The organism is Alkaliphilus serpentinus, assembly GCF_009017255.1.
Classification (GTDB): domain Bacteria; phylum Bacillota; class Clostridia; order Peptostreptococcales; family Natronincolaceae; genus Alkaliphilus_D; species Alkaliphilus_D serpentinus.
Genome location: NZ_WBZB01000006.1, coordinates 50,380 through 68,158 on the forward strand (window position 1 = coordinate 50,380; position 17,779 = coordinate 68,158).

Here is a 17,779-nt window from a genome sequence, read left to right on the forward strand (position 1 = left end):
TCTGTGGAGATAAGATTAAAAGAAGGCGAAAATTACAGATACAATAACCCCTGAGAGATAGTCCCCAGCATATGACAGTATAGTATTTTCAATGTCTGAGCCGAAGGTAAGTTTTGAAAATGCCTGTATTTTTAAACTTCACCCTGCCTTTTGCCCGAGAACGAATTTCTCAGTTTTAAAATATAGGTGTTACTCGCTATTTAAGTGTCCTCCTAGACTATTCTTTAAGCTCCTTCTTAGCCTCCACTTTGAAACGGAGTATTGTTCTTAGTTTACTAGCTTCTATCCTACGGGGGTCGGATAAATAGATTTCTCTATGACATTTACTAGTTCTAACATAACCATTTTCACCACAGAATTCTTCCATTTTTTTAAAGCTTTCAGCCTCATGGTCATAGCTACCTATATGGAGGATTTGACAACACAACCCTTCATTTATAGTTTCCAACCTTAAAGAATCAAGATAAGAACTGGGCTTTTTCTTTTTTACTTCCTGCCGGAATCGATCAAATAAATCTTTAGTTAAAAAATCTGGTTGGCGAATCATAAGCTTAAATTTTAAATTGCTTTTATCAGTTGCTGGTAGGGCTTTATCAATCAAGTCCCATTCTCCTTCTAGGGGAAATACAGTGTAATCATAAAAATCTTTAGGAACATCCTTCCCTTTATAAGACATTTTCACAGCATAGCTTAGACTATAAAGGGCCCCAGTTTCAAGGGCAAATTCCTCTCTATTGGGATCTCCCTTACCCTCAATTGTAATAAAGGTTATTGGTGGCACATGAACTATAGAAGGATTTTTCTTTGGCATATATAATTCCTTAAAATCCCTTTTGTAATCAACTTTATTCATTTCTATTTCTCCCTTCAACTCATCTATAATTCAAGTTTAACAAGGATTAGTGACAACTATCTGTCATATACACATATCTATAGATCTTTTTTATTGACTCTATCATAACCTATTCTGCTGTCATCTTTCTTTTCATCATCATGCCTTATATCCTTTGTAATAATGTTCCTCAGCATAAAACCAACTTCCTCAGGATCAAAAATCATACTATTATCTAGAGAGTTCAGTAATTTATATGCCGTTGTTGTTTTACCTACACCAAAGGGTCCGTTAATCATAATAATCATTGTAAGTGTTATCCTCCTAAATTTTTATAGATCCTTGAAGGAATGTATTTTCTAAAATCGTAACCTCTTCACAATTATGAAAGATGGCGAATCTATGAATACAGTCCCTTAGATCCGCATGAATTTCATTAGACATTGTAATAAAATCCTCTAACCAAAGGTTCTTAACAACAAGCTCTTCCTCCTTCTTGTTATGAACAATCTCAATTCTTCCAATGAACCTATCGCCATGTAAAACAGGCAACACATAATAGCCGTACTTTCTTTGTGCTTCGGGGGTGTAAATCTCCCACTTGTAATCAAAATTAAAGAGCTTTTTAATGAGTTTTCTATCCCATATTAAATTATCTAAAGGAGCGATGAGTTCCGTACGAGGCAAAAATTCCCTTTGACTTAAAACCTGACTCATTAAGGCTGCATCCTCCCTTAAACAGTATAGGCTTTCCGTGATACCTTCAACATGAACCTCAGTAACTTTCTCAGCTTTTATAAGCTCCTCAAAGGCTTTATTACGGTTTGCTGCTTTTAAGCCGCCAATACCCAGCCATGCATCCGATGGTTTATTCCAAAGGAGGCCTACTCCACCGATACGCCTTAATACCCTCCATTTCCAATGGTCTTCTAAGGTTTTGTTTGGATCTTGGGCCTGCAATATCTCTTCGGGAATGTAATCCTTCGCAAGGCCATAGCTTTTTATAGTACCTTTTTTATGATGTAGAATTAAGTCTCCCCTAAAATATAAGGTTTCCAGTGCGGCTCTAGCTAAGCTGGTGGAGCTCCAGTACCAATCCACCTTTTCTTTAATATTAAGATCCTTTGATGAAACATGACCTTTTTCCTGAATCATAGCGATTATTTTATCTTCAACTTCCTTTACCTGCTCTACGCTTCTGGTATGATCTTCGTGGGCAGCCCTTTGTCTTGAAAAATACTTCCAATCTTCAATACTGAAAATAGCCATGTTCTTATCAAAATAGTCCACAAGTCTTCGCTCTATATACAAAAGCTTATAAAGACTTTCCTTTGTAAAGTTCTTTACCCTTGATTGCAAAACCAATTCAGGGTTCTTTCCGCAAACATCAATTGGATCAAATTGTATACATCCCGCCTGCTTTATATACTTACACACTCCCTCTTCTCCCGAGAATATATAATCATCTAAAAGCCCCTGCTTTAATAGTATAAATTGACGGGCTTGCCTATTGGTTAGTGTTACTTGTTTCATATTCTATCCCCTCTATTCCTATTAATGATTCAGATTATACTTTATTTTACCATAACCTTCAAACACCGACAAAATACCTTCTCCCTTTTAAAATATTGGAGCCTCATCAGGCCTAATAGCTGATAATAGTTGGGTTAAGGCATCTAAGCCATCATAGTCAACCCCTGATATACAAAGCCTAATAAAAATGTTATGACACTGATTTTCTGTTAACCATCCTTCAGGAAAAAACTCCGATGCCTCCTTTACTTTAATCCCCACCTGAAGAAGTTTTTTTTCTAGGGCCAATCCATAAACATCCTTAGGTAGCTCTAACCATATGAATATCCCATGGTCAGGAATATGGTAGTATAGGCCCTTAGGACTTAATCCCTTAAAGATCTCTGCCGACTTTCTTAGCTTAGCTTCGTAGGATTTTCTCACTCTTTTTATATGCTTTTGATACATACCAGATCTTATAAAAATATCCAGAGCAGCTTGGGGAATTCTAGATGTATTTAAATCACTTACGTGCTTAAGGTCTAATATCTCTTGACGGATAGCTTCAGGGACAATGGCTGCCCCCAGCCTTATACCAGGCATAAAGGTTTTTGAGAAACTTCGAATATAGACCGTAGTCTTCTTTATGTCATAATAATGAATTGGCAAAAATCCTTTTTTTGAGCCTAAGTCTGCTAGATAATCGTCCTCTATAACAAGGATCTGATATTTATTTGTGAGGTCAGCGATCTTTTGTTTATCCCTTTCACTAAGGGAGTACCCCATAGGATTATGATGTCTAGGTATGACATAGAAGGCAGCAATTTCTCCTGATTTAAATAGCCTCTCCATTTCCTTGTAGTCATAGCCATCTGCCATCCTTTTAATCCCCACCACACTGATTCCTAAATGCTTTGCCATCCTTAATACTAGATTATAGGTTGGTGCCTCAACCAGCAGCTTACCTTTTGAATTTAAGAATACAGCTTGAAGAACCAAAGCTATAGCCTGTTGAGCCCCATGGGTAATGAGGATTTTATCATCTGATGTATAAACCCCATCCTTTTCAAATTGGTGTTTCAGAGTGGTTCTTAAGGAGGGTAATCCTTCTGGAGTTTCATAACCAAATAGGGAATTCTTGTGAAGATCTACTGCCCTGTTAATTGCATGGGTAAATTCCCTATAGGGAATAAGCTTATCATCAGGTCTAACATTCTGAAAATCCACTACATTGCCTTTGTTAGTTGAGGTTTCATCTGAATCCACCAAATAAAAGCCACCCCTAGGGATGCTATAAACCCTATGGTCTCTTTCAAGCTGATTATAGGCTTTGTTTACAGTTATTTTATTTATGGATAGCTGGGCTGATAATTCCCTACAGCTGGGTAGTCGTTGCCCCTTCTTTATTCTACCTGCTTTAACTTCATTAAAAATATAATCCTTTACCATATCTATTTTACTATTTTCCATGGCTAATAAACCCCTTCTGTAGTAGTACAGATTTCATTTAATAAAATTGAACTACTATACTTACCATTATATACTTAATTTATAAAAGAGCAATATTGGAGGAAAGAATATGAAAAATAGCAATGATAGTCGTTTAAGAATGTTTGTTGGTCCTGAGGTTTCCTTAACAGCCATCAAGGCTTTAGGAAGTAGAGTTTTAACAAAGGAATATGGAGAAGTAATAGATTTTCAATCCGGTTGTTGGGCTGCAGTTCTAGGCAATAATAGAGGGGAGGTTATGGAGGCTGTTAAAACCAATGGAGATTTCCTCACCCACCTTCATCAATTTTTTGAAACTGAACATCCCCATGCTTTAGTAAAGGAATTAATAGAAGCTACAAAGCTTAAATCCCCCTATAAAGGTACTTTTTTATCCTCTGGCAGCGAAGCTGTTTCCTTAGCTGTAAAATTATCAGAGGTTCTTACAGGTAGGACTATGAAGCTATCCCTATCCATTTCCTATCATGGAGCATCTGCTGATTTACGAATGCCTAGAAACCCCCAGCTATGGACTGACCTTGATGTAATTAGTTGTTTAAATTGTAATAAAGCTATTAGTTGCAATGAATGTGGAAGGTTAAGTAATATTGATTTTTCACAAATAGCCTCCTTTGTATTTGAGGCTGGAAATTCGGGAGGTCTTGTACTGTGCCCACCTCAAAAGTTTATTTCCTACTTATCTGAGGAAGTTCGGGCTGCAGGTGGTTATGTAATCGCAAATGAGGTTACAACAGGCTTTGGAAGAACCGGTAAATGGTTTGGCTTTCAGCACTATGATTATTTTAATAGCAGCTTGACATCCCCAGACTTTATTGCCCTAGGTAAAGGATTAGGAAATGGCTATCCCATAAGTGGACTTTTGGTTTCTACAAAGCTGGCTGCTGCAGTGGAGGCCTCCGACTTTAGATATGTGCAATCCCATATCGATGACCCATTGGGCTGTATCGTTGCAAGAAAAGTTGTGGAGGTAATTGTTAAGGAAAATCTTATTGAAGCCAGTGATAAAATGGGCAACTATCTAAGACAAAAGCTTAGGGAAGTAGGGGAGCTGGTGGGGGGTATTAAGGAAATCCGCGGGAGAGGAATGATGAATGTAGTTCTATTAGAAGACCCTCATAGGTCAAAGGAGGTATTTAAAAGGCTTTTGAAGGATGGGATATTTACTGGGTATTCTGAAGCCCACAATTTTATACATTTATATCCACCATTAACCTTAACAAGCCAAGAGGTAGATGCCCTGGCCTCAAGCCTTCAGCATATTTTAGCCTCTTAGGGTAGGGGGGAATTAAAATGAAGACCTCTAAAGGTCTTCATTTTATTTTACTGATAATTTAGTGTTTTATCTTGAACTTCCTTAGTAATTTTGGCTTTATAGTCTTCTAAGGTCATTTGTCCTAAATCTCCCTCAGAACGGCTTCTTACAGCCACAAGTCCATCTTCCACTTCCTTCTCCCCTACAATTAGCATATAAGGTACCTTTTCCAGCTGAGCTTCACGGATTTTATATCCGATTTTTTCAGCCCTATCATCTAATTCCACCCTAAAGCCTGAACGCTGAAGATTTGTTACCACATCACCAGCATAGTCCTTAAAGCGATCAGAGATTGGTAAAACCTTTACTTGAACCGGTGCCAACCAGGTTGGGAACTTACCTGCATATTTTTCAATTAGCATCGCCAAGGTTCTTTCATAGCATCCTATTGAGGTTCTATGGATAATAATGGGTCGCTTCTTCTCTCCATCCTTATCGATATAAGTCATATCAAATCTGTCAGCCAGTGAGAAGTCTATCTGAACAGTTATGATGGTGTCTTCCTTTCCATGAACATTTTTAAATTGGATATCTAGCTTTGGACCATAGAAGGCCGCTTCTCCCTCAGCTTCAACATAATCCAATTCTAGGTGATTCAGGATTTCCCTCATGGTATCCTGAGTTGTTTCCCACTGATCTGGATCACCAACGTATTTTGACTTGTTGTTTGGATCCCACTTTGAGAAACGATAAGATACATCCTCTGCAATCCCTATGGTATTCATCATATAATCAACAAGATTCACTACACCCTTAAACTCCTCTTCCAGTTGTTCTGGGGTTACCATTAAATGACCTTCGGATATTGTGAATTGCCTTACCCTTATAAGGCCGTGCATTTCTCCAGAGGATTCATTTCTAAAGAGGGTTGAGGTTTCAGCTAATCTTATTGGAAGATCCCTGTAGCTTCTTTGCTTAGCCTTATAAATATAAAATTGGAAGGGGCAAGTCATTGGTCTAAGGGCAAGGGCATCATCCTCCTCTTCACCTTCAGGAATCACAAACATACCATCCCTATATAAATTCCAATGGCCAGAGATTTTATAAAGATCTGACTTTGCCATAAATGGAGTTTTGGTGAGCTTATAGCCACGTCTTTCCTCTTCATCTTCAACAAATCTTTGAAGAATCTGAACAACCTTAGCTCCTTTAGGCATCAATAATGGCAGTCCTTGACCGATGACATCAACAGTGGTGAAAAGCTCAAGCTCCCTACCAATTTTGTTGTGATCTCGTTTCTTAGCTTCCTCCAGCATAGCTAAATGCTCTTCCAGTTGACTCTTTTTAGGGAAGCTTACACCATAAATTCTTTGAAGGATTTTATTTTTCTCGTCACCCCGCCAATAGGCTCCAGTAGCGTTTAAAAGCTTAATTCCTTTAATTCCTCCTGTAGAAAGTAGATGGGGTCCGGCACAAAGGTCAGTAAATTCCCCTTGCTTATAAAAGGATATAACCGCATCCTCTGGAAGACCTTCAATTAACTCCACCTTGTAAATTTCCTCTTGTTCTTTATAAAAGTCAATGGCCTCTTCTCTCGGAAGCTGATAGTATTCAATATCCAGCTTTTCACTTATGATCTTTTCCATTTCTTTTTCAATGATTTCCAATTCCTCAGGTTTAAAGGGCTTTTCTACATCAAAATCATAGTAGAAGCCTCTATCGATGGCAGGGCCTATGGCCAATTTTGCATTGGGGTAAAGCCTTTTAACGGCTTGAGCTAAGACATGAGCGGAGGTATGTCTAAAGGCATCCCTTCCTCCTTCATCCTCGAATCTTAAAATACTCAATTCACTATCCTTTGTAATCGGAGTACGTAGATCCACCACCTCTCCATCAATGGTACCCGCCATAGCTTCCTTTCCTAAACGTCCACTAATTTCCTTTGCCACTTCATAAACTGTAGTACCCTTTTCAATCTCTCTTACATATCCATCCTTTAAAGTAACCTTAATTGACATTTTTTTCACCTCCAAAAAATTAAAAGACATTCAATCCCATACTGCTGGGACGAATGTCATGATTCGCGGTTCCACCCAAATTGTTTTGTAAAAACCTCTTTGACGGATATTAACGATTCCCACCGGTGATATTTCATGGCTTTGCCACTAATCCACCACAGCTCAGGGTTAGTTTTCACACACTCAGTCAAACAGCGTTCTTACAGCCTTGAAACGCCTCTCTAGGGATTGACTACAAGGGTTACTCTTCCCCTTCAACGCCAATAATGATTTTTATTATTATTTCAATTATATCTCTAATTTTGTATATGTCAATAGGGTTTTTACAGATTATATTTAAGCTGCCCTCTTCATATTTTTTAAACTAACATCTGAAATAGTATTAATGGGACATATTGTACACCAGGTTCTTGGAAGGTATACCCATCCTAGTATTAGGCCTGTTATTGTCGTGGTCAGCATCATGGAATAAAACCTATAGGCTAAATGAAGGGCCCAGTTGGCAGCTGGTCCAGCACTTATAAGCTGAGGCACATCCCATGGAAGTCTAAAAGCAATTGTAAGTCTTAAATACTCCATAGGCTCTACTCTACCCCTGAATACCATAATAGTAGACATGGTAAGTATCAAAAGATTCATTCCAAAGTAAGCTAGTACAAACCATTTAACCTTTCCCTTTGTAAGCCATTTAGGGGCAGCCTTACCGGTTAATGACCTTCCTTGAAATAGGGTTGTAAATAAATTAGCCCTAGGACAATACCTTTGGCACCAAGTCTTTTTTCGGTCCTTTATCAAAAGAACTATAGGTATTAGCATACATAAAAAACCCAGTATACCAAAAAGAATATTTACAAAACCAAGTGCGAAAAAAACAATGGTTATGATAAATAGATAGTTGGTTTTTATTTTTTTCATATTTGTCATCCCTTCTAATCATCAAAATAACTCCCCCATACTAGTGGGGGGTATATGTATTATATAAAATCTTTCTCTGAATGTCAATTGTGACTAATTAATTAGAGGGAACTTTTTTAGATGAATTACGTCCTATTAATATAAGGACAAAAATACAACAGAAGGGAGGAAGATGAGAATGAAAAAAACGAATATTGGTTTTTTAGTAATCGCTTTGGCTGTGATTGCTTTAGTTAGTTTGTTTTACTTCGATAGTCCAGGATCTACTCCTCCTGCTGATGCTAATAGTTCTCAGTTGGTGGAGTATGGAGTTGCAGGTTATATAAAGGAAATAAAATCAGCTGAAGGTGAGGCCTTAGGTATAATCTACGTTGAAGGATCTGAAAACAATGGAGCTACCTATCAAGAAGCTTATGTAACGGTTCTAGAATCCACTAAAATATACACCAACGATCCTGTTGGTTACGAAGATTTAGAAGTAGGAATGTATGTAAATGTTTTCTTTGAAGGTCCTGTCCTTGAAAGTTATCCAGTACAAGCAACGGCAAAACAAATCAATATTATCCCTAAAGAACCAGTTAACGAGGATGAAGATTAGTTCCTACACCCTTTTTAGTCTCCCACAGATGATATCTGTGGGAGATTTTTAGGTTGTTGGTTTATCTAATTGACCAGTGGCCCTTACATACCTCTGTATCTGCAAGCTCAAAGGTGGTTCTATAGGGTTTGAAATTTAAGCAAAAAACTTCCCAACAGTTTGAGGGAGTTTATGAACAAAGTGCTCTATGTCACAAATTCAATAACTAGGTGGAAGAGGGTAAATAGCAATAGAGCTAGAGCTGAAGATCTATACATAAGCTTAATTGCTGTTGATATATCTTCATAGGTAGCCCTCCTAATGTCATCTCCAATGGTTGGCTTAATCACCACCTGACCAAAATAATAGTTGGCTCCACCCAATTGAATACCTAAGGCTCCAGCTGCTGCTGCCTCTGGATATCCACAATTGGGGCTACTATGGTTTTTACGATCTCTTATCATGATTCTATAGCTTTCCTTTACATTTAGGCCTAAGAAACCTGAAGCCAATACTAGCAACAGTCCCGTTATCCTTGCTGGTATGTAATTGACTATATCATCTAGCTTTGCCGAAGCATACCCAAAATCACGATATTTTTTATTTTTATAGCCCACCATGGAGTCTAAGGTATTTACTGCTTTATAGGCCATAGCCATAGGGGCCCCTCCTACAAACATATAAAGCAATGGAGCGATCACTCCATCAGAGGTATTCTCAATTACTGTTTCTATGGTTGCCTTAGTAATTTGACTTTCATCTAAGCTCTCGGTATCTCGACCCACAATGTAGGATAAAAGCCTTCTAGCCTTAAGGATATGATCTTCCTTTAAGGCCCTATATACCTTTGTAGCCTCATCCTTTAGGCACTTTGCAGCCAGTGTTGTCCAAAGGAGTAAGACATTTATTAAGTAGAATAGATAGAGGTTTATTTCCTTTATGATGAATAAGATGAAAAAGACCCATATATAGGTTAAGGCCACAGTTGAAAATGTTAGAAAAAATCCACCCAGCCTTAGGCCTATGCTGCTTGAAGTGATCCTTCTAAGGGCTTTTTCTACAGCCTTAATATATGCCCCCATAAGCTTTACTGGATGAGGAAACCAATAAGGGTCTCCTATAATAGAGTCTATCAAAAAAGCCATCCAATAGCTAATCATCTATACCATCCTTTATAATCCCGTAAATAGCATTCATATCAAGATGATTACGTACTATACTGGCTAATTGATCATATTGTTCTTCTTTATGACTTTGATAATCCATTACTTCCTTTTCAAAGACCTTCATACCCCTTCCTTCCCGGATCTTGTTTAGGAGACTTCGAGTAAATTTTGAATTATCAAATATTCCATGGATATAGGTGCCAAATACAGTATGGTCATGATTCACCATGCCATCATCTGTATTACTATAGTTCAAACCATTTCTACGATTAATTTGAATTAAGCTTGAAGGGTTTTCTAACACTTTCGTTCTACCCATATGAATCTCATAGCCCCTAATATTTGTATGGAATAGATTATCTAATCCTTCAGTTAAAGTGGTAACCTTGTTCTTCTCGAAGATGGTTTCTACAGGTAATAGACCTAGCCCCTCAATATTCTCGATTTCCTGAGATTCGATTTTGTTGGGGTCCTTTATTTCTTTTCCTAAGATTTGAAATCCACCACAAATACCGAAGATAGTACTTCCATTTTCATGGGCCTTTAGAATTTGCTTATCCATCTTCGCATTCTTCAGTTCATTAAGATCAGCAATTGTACTTTTGCTTCCTGGAATAATTACTAAATCCGGAGTTCCCAATTCCTCATTTATACCTACAAATCTAAGCCTAACATCCCCATGGAGCTTAAAGGCATTAAAATCTGTAAAGTTTGATATCCTTGGAAGCCTTATAACTGCTACTTCTAAATCTCCCTCTAGATTATTACCATATTTAGACCAATCGGTTACACTATCTTCATCTTCAAGATTAAGGTCAAAATGGGGAATAACCCCCAGTACTGGGACATTTATAAGATCTTGAAGCATATTAAGGCCTGGCCTTAAAAGCTCTAGGCTACCTCTGAACTTGTTGATAATGACCCCTTTAATCATCCTTCTTTCATCTTCATCTAACAACATAATGGTTCCAAATAATGAGGCAAAAACTCCTCCCTTATCTATATCACCAACCAGAATAACTGGTGATTTAGCCATTTTAGCCATACCCATATTCACTATGTCCTGTTCCTTTAGGTTAATTTCAGCAGGACTTCCTGCCCCTTCAATCACTACTATATCATGATCAGTGATAAGTTCAACAATTGTTGCTTGTATCATTTCTTTTAACTGAAGTTTATATCTAAAGTACTCACTAACCTCCATATCCCTTTGTACTACACCATTTACGATTATCTGAGACTTGCAATCCCCGGTAGGCTTTAATAAAATGGGATTCATTTTAGCATTGGGGGCCTTTCCTGCTGCTTCTGCTTGCATTACCTGGGCCCTACCCATCTCATGTCCTTCATAAGTTATATAGGAATTTAGGGACATATTTTGTGATTTAAAGGGTACTGTATTATAGCCATCCTGAGTAAATATCCTACAAAGGGCTGTAGCTAAAATACTCTTACCCACCGAAGATGCCGTTCCCTGTACCATGATGCTTTTATTCATACACTTCACCTACTAGCTTTTAGTATTTTAGTATATAATCTAATTTATTTTTATCTAATATCAATTAAAAAGTCATTGTTCATAGACATCTCTTGGAAGGTGGCCATATCCTTTAATATAGCCATGGAGGCATCAATAATTTGAAACATCAAGGGACAGCCTGTTCCTTCACCAAGACGCATATTTAGATATAGATTTGGCTCCAAATTCATCTCCTTCATAATCAACCTGTAGGATGGCTCTAAAGAAGAATGGGATGGAATCATATACTCCCGTGTAAGGGGATTTAGTTTATAGGCCAGAAGGGCTGCAACTGCCGAAATAACTCCATCAATCACTATGGGGATTCTATAGTAGCTTGCCCCTAGAAAACAGCCCACAAGGCCGGCAATATCCAAACCTCCAACCTTTGCAAGAACATCAATAGGATCAGCTTTATCAGGTTTATTGATCTCAATGGCCCTTCCTATGACTTCCTTCTTTTTTTCAAAGGCTTCAGGGCTTAAGCCTGCTCCCATTCCCACGGCTGCTTCAAGGGTTGCTCCCGTTAAAGCTATTAAGATGGCTGAAGAGGTGGAGGTATTTCCAATACCCATCTCCCCCGTCCCAATTAAGTTGTAGCCTTCTTTATGTAGATCTTGAACAATATCAATGCCTACTTCAATTCCTTGAATTGCTTCGGCTCTATCCATAGCTGGCCCCTTGGCAATATTCCCTGTTCCCATCCGGATCTTTCTAGAGATTAGTTTTTCATGGGAAATATCATGGCATATGCCAATATCCACTACCTTTAAATCACTCTTTGCTTGTTTAGATAAAACACTTATGGCTGTTAATCCATTCATCATGTTAATGGTTTGAATAGCAGTTATATCTTGAGGAGCACTGCTTACCCCTTCCTCAACAACACCATTGTCTGCAGCCATAACCACCATGCATTTTTTATCCGTCTTGTTTAATACTTCTCCTGTTATACCAGCAATTTGAATGGCTAAACTCTCTAGCTTCCCTAGGCTTCCAATGGGTTTTATAAGGGAATCTAATCTTTCAGCAGTCTTAACTTGTGCTTCATTATCCAGAGGCTTTATGCCTCCAAGAACCTTATTTAAAATACTCATGTAATCACCCTGTATTATGAAATTATTCAAAATTTCATTGATACATTATCCTTTCTTCTAATTTATTGATGTTTAAAATAGTGCTTAAAGGACTCTATGAGGCGAAGGTTACTGCCTCTGTCCTTAATAGCAATCCGAATATAGCGATTATCTAGGCCTTCGAAGGTGGAGGCCTTTCGGATCATAATTCCCTCCTTAATCATGTGATTAAATAGATCCTCTTCTGTATCCTGTAATAGCTGAATCAATATAAAGTTACAATGGGTTTGAAAAACCTTTATCGGTTTTATTATTTTCAATTCCTTCAGCATAAAATTTCTTTCCTCAGCCATATACCTCTTAGATTTTTCAATATAATCCCTTTCCCTAAAAATCCTTCTCCCAGCTGCATCGGCAAAGGTGTTTACACTCCAAGGTAGGGCCCCTTTATGATATTCTTTTGCCATAGCTTCAGATGTATATCCATAGCCTAGCCGAATACCTGGTAAGGCGAAAAATTTAGTTGCAGCCCTTAGGACACAAACATGATTGCTACCTCTAAACAATTGAATACTGTCATAATCCATATCACAAAATTCCCAGAAGACCTCATCCAAAACTAGAAAAGCTCCCTTTTCTTTAATTTCCTGATGAAGGCTTATCAGCACATCCTTAGAGATTCTTTTTCCAGTTGGGTTATTGGGATTCCCAAGGATCAGCAAATTGCCCCTATGCAAATGAGGTAGTAGTTCCTCTGGTTGGATCTCAAAATCTTCACTAAGCTTTACCTTAACAACTTCCTTACCTAGAATTTGGGGCTGCTCTATGTATTCTATAAAGGAGGGATAGGGCACTATTACTCGATCGAAGAGGATACAAAGGGTGTGGATAATATCCATGGCTCCATTTCCAACGACGACCTCGGTAGCCCCACATCCCAGATACTGGGCAATTTCTTCCTTCAGGTGTCGATACTGAATATCTGGATACACCCTTAAGTCATCAAAGGCCTCCATAATATACTCTTTTAATCCCTCAGGAGGCCCTAAGGGGTTAATATTACTGCTAAAATCTAGAATCTCTCCATTATATAAATGTTGGAAGCTAAGAGTATCTCCCCCATGCTTCATCAATCATCACCTCCATAACATAAACATCAAGAAAATCGTTAAGCTCATCATCTCTCCCATTTCACAGGCTGCACCATAAACATCTCCTGTTAAGCCTCCTATAACCCTATAGGAGTAAGCCATCAGCAATAATGAAAATAATAGGACAGTTAGTAATGATACAATAAAGGCAATTTCAGCCATGATAAAGCCTGTAATCCCAAATAACATCAGACCTACAATAAAATAGCCTTTATTATGATTGTTTGTTACCATATCTCCCAGGCCACCGGGTCTTGCGCTTTTACCAAAGGTAAAAAGCATAGCTGAGGCCATTCTACCTATTCCACAGGAAAGAATCAGGGCCAATCCTCCATATAGAGCCTCCATATCCTTAAGAAGAATGTATTTTCCCAGAATATTAGATACGATTGCTACTACACCGAAGGCTCCAACATGGCTATCCTTCATAATTTCAAGTATTTTCTCCCTAGGTCTTGAAGAAAAAAATCCATCTGCGGTATCGGCTAGACCATCTAGATGGAGGCCTCCTGTAACAAATATAATGGCAAATACTCCGCCTAGTGCAGCAACATCCATACTAATATAGCTTAAGCCATAGTATATAACTGCAGCTATAGCACCGATTAGCATTCCTACAAAGGGATAAAAAGTCGTTCCCTTTGCTAGGGTTTTACGATTCACCTCGATAGAAACATTTATAGGGAATCTTGTTAAAAATTGAAGGGTTAAAATAAGAGCTTTTAACATCTATTTAATTCTCAGGGGAAGGCCGCATACCACCAAGTATACTTCATCACAGAGGGCAGCCACCCGCTGATTAACCCTTCCTATAATATCCCGATATACCCGCCCCACATGGTTTTCTGGGACAATACTTAGACCTACTTCATTTGTTACCATAACAAGACTCCCTTCAATAGACTGTACTTTATTTATGATCTCCTCTACTTCCTTTACTACCTTTTCCTCCACCCTCTTTTGTACACCAACATCAATTATGTCCATATCCTTGGTTAAATCAAAGAGGATATTAGAAGTCATAATTGTTAAACAGTCCAGTAGATAGTATCTTTCATCTTTAACCACCTTCCTTAGTTCCTCAGTAGCCTCAGCAGTTCTCCATTCCTGTGGGCGGTTTTGTCTGTGGATATTTACCCTTTCCTGCATTTCATCATCGCAAATCCTTGATGTAGCAATATATACAACTTCTTTTTCATTTTTAACCAATCCTTCAGCAAAGGTACTTTTACCACTTCTTGCTCCTCCTGTTACTAAAATTATCCTTCCCATATCATCACCTTCCTTCAACTTTATTTTCTTCTAATTATTTAGAAATCAAAAAAACCTCAGCCAATGGCAGAGGGGTATTATTTAATATGGTTCATGTAACAAAAAAACCTTCACCATAAGGCAAAGGGTCATCTACAATCTGCATATTAAAACTAAATTGCCTAAATACTTCCCTCCGAAGTGTAGCATCTTGTTTTAGGCAGGTCTCCTGGCTCACGATTCAACCTCCTCCCACCTTCCCAGTGAGGAATTCACCAGTGGCATTGGGATTTGTCGTCGTATACAGTAGCGGGGGCTGCAGCGGATTTTAACCACTTTCTCTTTTAAACCCTTATTAAGGTACCTAAACAAATTATTCACTTTTTAATATCGTATTACTCTTTTGCCTAATTTTAGCACATAATAATTTCTTTATCAACTGCCATTGAAATATAGTCAGCCAATAGTTTTAATATGCTTCATCATTAAAGGATCCCTTAATTAGGGATTACAGTAATTGCATCTTCCTGGGTCTGCTTTTTTGATTCCGTCGGGATAAAGCTTTTCTTCTTTAAATCCACATTTTTTACAGCTATATAAGAGACTTAAGGTTAACTCTGTAGGCATTCCACACCATTCACAGGGTAGACCAGGTCTTCTTTCCATTAACTGAAATCCTGGCCATAAGCATTTGGGGCAAAGGGTATATATTTTTTTAACAAGATCCCTTGTGGCAGCCTCTATAACCTTCATACGGGTGGGGTTGTATAGAGCCCTCATGTCGGTTTCGATAGAAAATTCACCATCAATAGACTTTAACAAAGCCAAACTAACTGCATCTTCAAGGTCCTTCTTAGTTGTTATCCCTTTATATATCTCACTTCGATTAGGTTCCTTGGTGCTTATAACTACTCCGTGCTCTGGAAAACCAGCTGTTAGGGCAAATTGGTAGGCTTCTTCAAGGGTTTTTATGGTCTTGTGATTAAAATTGGTATCGGAGGTTGTGGCTTCTCCAACAATCTCTAAATCATTCTCTTGATCCATCAATATTACAATTTCTCTATTGAAGGGTAAAAAAGGGCTAAAGGGATGGGGTCCAAAGGAGCCTTCACTAGCCAGTCCTATGGTTTCTCCTGTTAGTGACATTACTGCCTCTGCCTTATATTTGGCTGCTTCCAATTGGTTCCCCATCCGTTCTATGTCTTTTGTGAAGGTGCCAAATTCATCTGTATTAAAATCCTGGGGTACAATTATCTTTATTCCTAGCTCTCCTTCAAGTATTGGAGCTATTACAGATTCTTTTTTATGCATAGTCGCTAAAGCCCCTAAACGATTATTAAAAAATCCTTTTACAACCCTTTCTTTATCCATCTACTAGTTTGACTCCCTTCAAAAGTATTAATAAACTATATCATTCACTGATTTATTTACGACTCAAATCTTCTAAATAAATTTTTCAAGCTTTCTTTAACCTATTTTTATATTAAAGAAATTTAGTTGTCAATATCAAGATATACTAATTATTTTTCCTTAGCCAGCATTTTCTTTTTATAAATCCATTTGGGAATATATGAAAGAAGGACAATCACCACTGCTGCAATTGCTAAATAAAAAATAATCTTATTTGCATCTTTTTCTCCTCTACCCAAGGTGTTTACAACGATAATCCAAACAGCAGTTGTAGGAGCTATACATAATAAAGATACCAAAGCATAAGTTAGAAAACCCACGGAGGTTAGTCCATAGGCGTAATTTTGAAGCCAATGGGGGATTAGGGGAACCATTCGGGTTAAAACAATAATACGCCAACCGTCATGTTTTACCCCTTCATTTATTTCATGGAAGGTTTTATATTTTTGTAGTACTCTTTCTATCCGCTCCCTCATAAAATATCTTCCTATAACAAAGGCCAAGGAAGCACCTAAGATATCTCCTATGGAAGCATATATAATACCTAAGGTACTACCATAGGTAATGCCCCCAAATAATGCAAAGGGTAGACTTGGTAAAAATAGCATTGTTCCTAATGTAAAGGCGACAAGATAAAGTAATAAGCCTAAATATCCTAGATTTCTTACTGTGGTTGTAAATTTCTTCAGATATTCTATTATGGACAATAAATTCCATAATGGATATTTCCATAGTGCTACTGCTATTACAATTATGATTATCACAATAAGTATCATCAATTTTTTTCTAACCTGTCTTCTCTTCATGGCCTTCTCCACTTCTGTCTTAATATGGTATCACTTTAGTCAGATGACATTCTTCTACAATAACAGTTACTTTATACTACCTTATCCCAAGGTATCTCTGGATTAAGAAAGTGATTCGTAAGTTAGCTAGTTGATTCATCTATATTATGAGTTAATCAGAATGAATATATTTCATTTTTGCTAAAAGCTTATTCCTTACAAAATTATTCAATAAAAATACCCATTGAGTTTATCCATCAATGGGTTTTCTAATATACAATGTCTTTAATTATGATTGTCGCTATGGTTCTTTAATGATAAGGATGCTAGTTCTTCCTTTAACTGTGCTATTTCTTTCTGTTGTTCAGTAATAACCTCCGTCAACTCTTGGTTTTTAGAAGTCAAGGTAATAGATTCCTTCTCTAGACTTTTATATTTCTTATTGTTCTTAATCCTTATATGAGTATCGATGAAATAAACAATAATAGCCCCTAAGCTTGCAGATATTAAAATTATTAATGCTACAGATACATTCATTTCAAGAAATATTAAGTTGATGGGTACTGCTTTTGCATTTAGGATAGCAAATACTGCAATGATTATGGATAGTATTAAAATAACAATGATCTTCTTTTGCATATGGCACCTCCCTTTTATCAATAAAGGTTTTTAAGTTGTATCTTTAAGTCTATATTTAATAGATACCCAATACAATTGCCTTCTTAACGAGGTTCTGACCTAATATTGTTGATTCACTAAGAACAAAAGCATTTCATGCGTTAATATTTATGGTTAAAATGCTTTTG

The 17,779-nt window shown here is 37.5% G+C and carries 17 protein-coding genes, 1 riboswitch and 1 other annotated feature; of the genes, 2 read left to right on the forward strand and 15 right to left on the reverse strand.

Features of this window, described 5'->3' with window-relative positions:
• Positions 1–217: 217 nt before the first annotated feature.
• The 4 genes from F8153_RS01885 to F8153_RS01900 form a co-directional block, all read right to left on the reverse strand.
• Positions 218–853, reverse strand: coding sequence for a GyrI-like domain-containing protein (locus tag F8153_RS01885; protein ID WP_151864652.1), 636 nt, complete (start codon positions 851–853; stop codon positions 218–220).
• A 77-nt stretch (positions 854–930) separates the two neighbouring features.
• Positions 931–1,140, reverse strand: coding sequence for a hypothetical protein (locus F8153_RS01890; RefSeq protein WP_151864653.1), 210 nt, complete (start codon positions 1,138–1,140; stop codon positions 931–933).
• Between the two features lie 16 nt (positions 1,141–1,156).
• Positions 1,157–2,365: a winged helix-turn-helix domain-containing protein gene (locus F8153_RS01895; protein ID WP_151864654.1), complete on the reverse strand. Its 1,209-nt coding sequence runs from the start codon at positions 2,363–2,365 to the stop codon at positions 1,157–1,159.
• Positions 2,366–2,452: 87 nt separating this feature from the next.
• On the reverse strand, positions 2,453–3,814 hold the full coding sequence (locus F8153_RS01900) for an aminotransferase-like domain-containing protein (protein WP_151864655.1): 1,362 nt from the start codon (positions 3,812–3,814) through the stop codon (positions 2,453–2,455).
• 109 nt (positions 3,815–3,923) lie between these two features.
• Here F8153_RS01900 and F8153_RS01905 point away from each other — a divergent pair, with 109 nt between their 5' ends.
• Positions 3,924–5,126 carry an aminotransferase class III-fold pyridoxal phosphate-dependent enzyme gene (locus F8153_RS01905; RefSeq protein ID WP_151864656.1) on the forward strand — a complete coding sequence of 401 codons (1,203 nt, stop codon included), beginning with the start codon at positions 3,924–3,926 and terminating at the stop codon, positions 5,124–5,126.
• A gap of 47 nt (positions 5,127–5,173) precedes the next feature.
• On the opposite strand, the gene thrS is transcribed toward F8153_RS01905, so the two are convergent.
• Both thrS and F8153_RS01915 read right to left on the reverse strand, forming a co-directional pair.
• Complete coding sequence (gene thrS, locus F8153_RS01910; RefSeq protein ID WP_151864657.1) at positions 5,174–7,123, reverse strand: threonine--tRNA ligase; 1,950 nt, start codon at positions 7,121–7,123, stop codon at positions 5,174–5,176.
• Positions 7,124–7,165: 42 nt separating this feature from the next.
• Positions 7,166–7,390, reverse strand: a binding site (T-box leader).
• Between the two features lie 69 nt (positions 7,391–7,459).
• Positions 7,460–8,038: a 4Fe-4S binding protein gene (locus tag F8153_RS01915; RefSeq protein ID WP_151864658.1), complete on the reverse strand. Its 579-nt coding sequence runs from the start codon at positions 8,036–8,038 to the stop codon at positions 7,460–7,462.
• Between the two features lie 178 nt (positions 8,039–8,216).
• On the opposite strand from F8153_RS01915, the gene F8153_RS01920 reads away from it, so the two are divergent.
• Positions 8,217–8,636, forward strand: a complete 420-nt coding sequence (locus F8153_RS01920; protein WP_192929613.1) for a DUF3221 domain-containing protein — start codon at positions 8,217–8,219, stop codon at positions 8,634–8,636.
• A gap of 185 nt (positions 8,637–8,821) precedes the next feature.
• Here F8153_RS01920 and F8153_RS01925 read toward each other — a convergent pair whose 3' ends face one another.
• The 9 genes from F8153_RS01925 to F8153_RS01965 form a co-directional block, all read right to left on the reverse strand.
• A complete protein-coding gene (locus F8153_RS01925; RefSeq protein WP_151864660.1) occupies positions 8,822–9,775 on the reverse strand; it encodes a cobalamin biosynthesis protein in 954 nt (317 codons plus the stop codon).
• Positions 9,768–11,279, reverse strand: a complete 1,512-nt coding sequence (locus tag F8153_RS01930) for a cobyric acid synthase (RefSeq protein ID WP_151864661.1) — start codon at positions 11,277–11,279, stop codon at positions 9,768–9,770. Before F8153_RS01930 ends, F8153_RS01925 begins: the two co-directional genes overlap by 8 nt.
• A gap of 50 nt (positions 11,280–11,329) precedes the next feature.
• Entirely contained in the window at positions 11,330–12,397 is a 1,068-nt protein-coding gene (gene cobT / locus F8153_RS01935) for a nicotinate-nucleotide--dimethylbenzimidazole phosphoribosyltransferase (protein ID WP_151864662.1), read from the reverse strand.
• A gap of 62 nt (positions 12,398–12,459) precedes the next feature.
• Entirely contained in the window at positions 12,460–13,506 is a 1,047-nt protein-coding gene (locus F8153_RS01940) for a pyridoxal phosphate-dependent aminotransferase (protein ID WP_151864663.1), read from the reverse strand.
• A 6-nt stretch (positions 13,507–13,512) separates the two neighbouring features.
• Complete coding sequence (cobS, locus tag F8153_RS01945; protein ID WP_151864664.1) at positions 13,513–14,256, reverse strand: adenosylcobinamide-GDP ribazoletransferase; 744 nt, start codon at positions 14,254–14,256, stop codon at positions 13,513–13,515.
• Positions 14,257–14,799, reverse strand: coding sequence for a bifunctional adenosylcobinamide kinase/adenosylcobinamide-phosphate guanylyltransferase (cobU, locus tag F8153_RS01950; RefSeq protein WP_151864665.1), 543 nt, complete (start codon positions 14,797–14,799; stop codon positions 14,257–14,259). It lies immediately after the preceding gene.
• Positions 14,800–14,980: 181 nt separating this feature from the next.
• Positions 14,981–15,161: riboswitch (cobalamin riboswitch) on the reverse strand.
• Between the two features lie 118 nt (positions 15,162–15,279).
• The gene (locus F8153_RS01955; protein ID WP_151864666.1) at positions 15,280–16,149 is read right to left on the reverse strand and encodes a DUF6671 family protein; all 870 of its coding nucleotides are present in this window, start codon (positions 16,147–16,149) and stop codon (positions 15,280–15,282) included.
• Between the two features lie 149 nt (positions 16,150–16,298).
• Positions 16,299–16,994: a TVP38/TMEM64 family protein gene (locus F8153_RS01960; protein ID WP_151864667.1), complete on the reverse strand. Its 696-nt coding sequence runs from the start codon at positions 16,992–16,994 to the stop codon at positions 16,299–16,301.
• A 264-nt stretch (positions 16,995–17,258) separates the two neighbouring features.
• Positions 17,259–17,612 (reverse strand): lipopolysaccharide assembly protein LapA domain-containing protein, encoded by a 354-nt coding sequence (locus F8153_RS01965; RefSeq protein WP_151864668.1) that lies wholly within the window; start codon positions 17,610–17,612, stop codon positions 17,259–17,261.
• Positions 17,613–17,779: the final 167 nt, after the last annotated feature.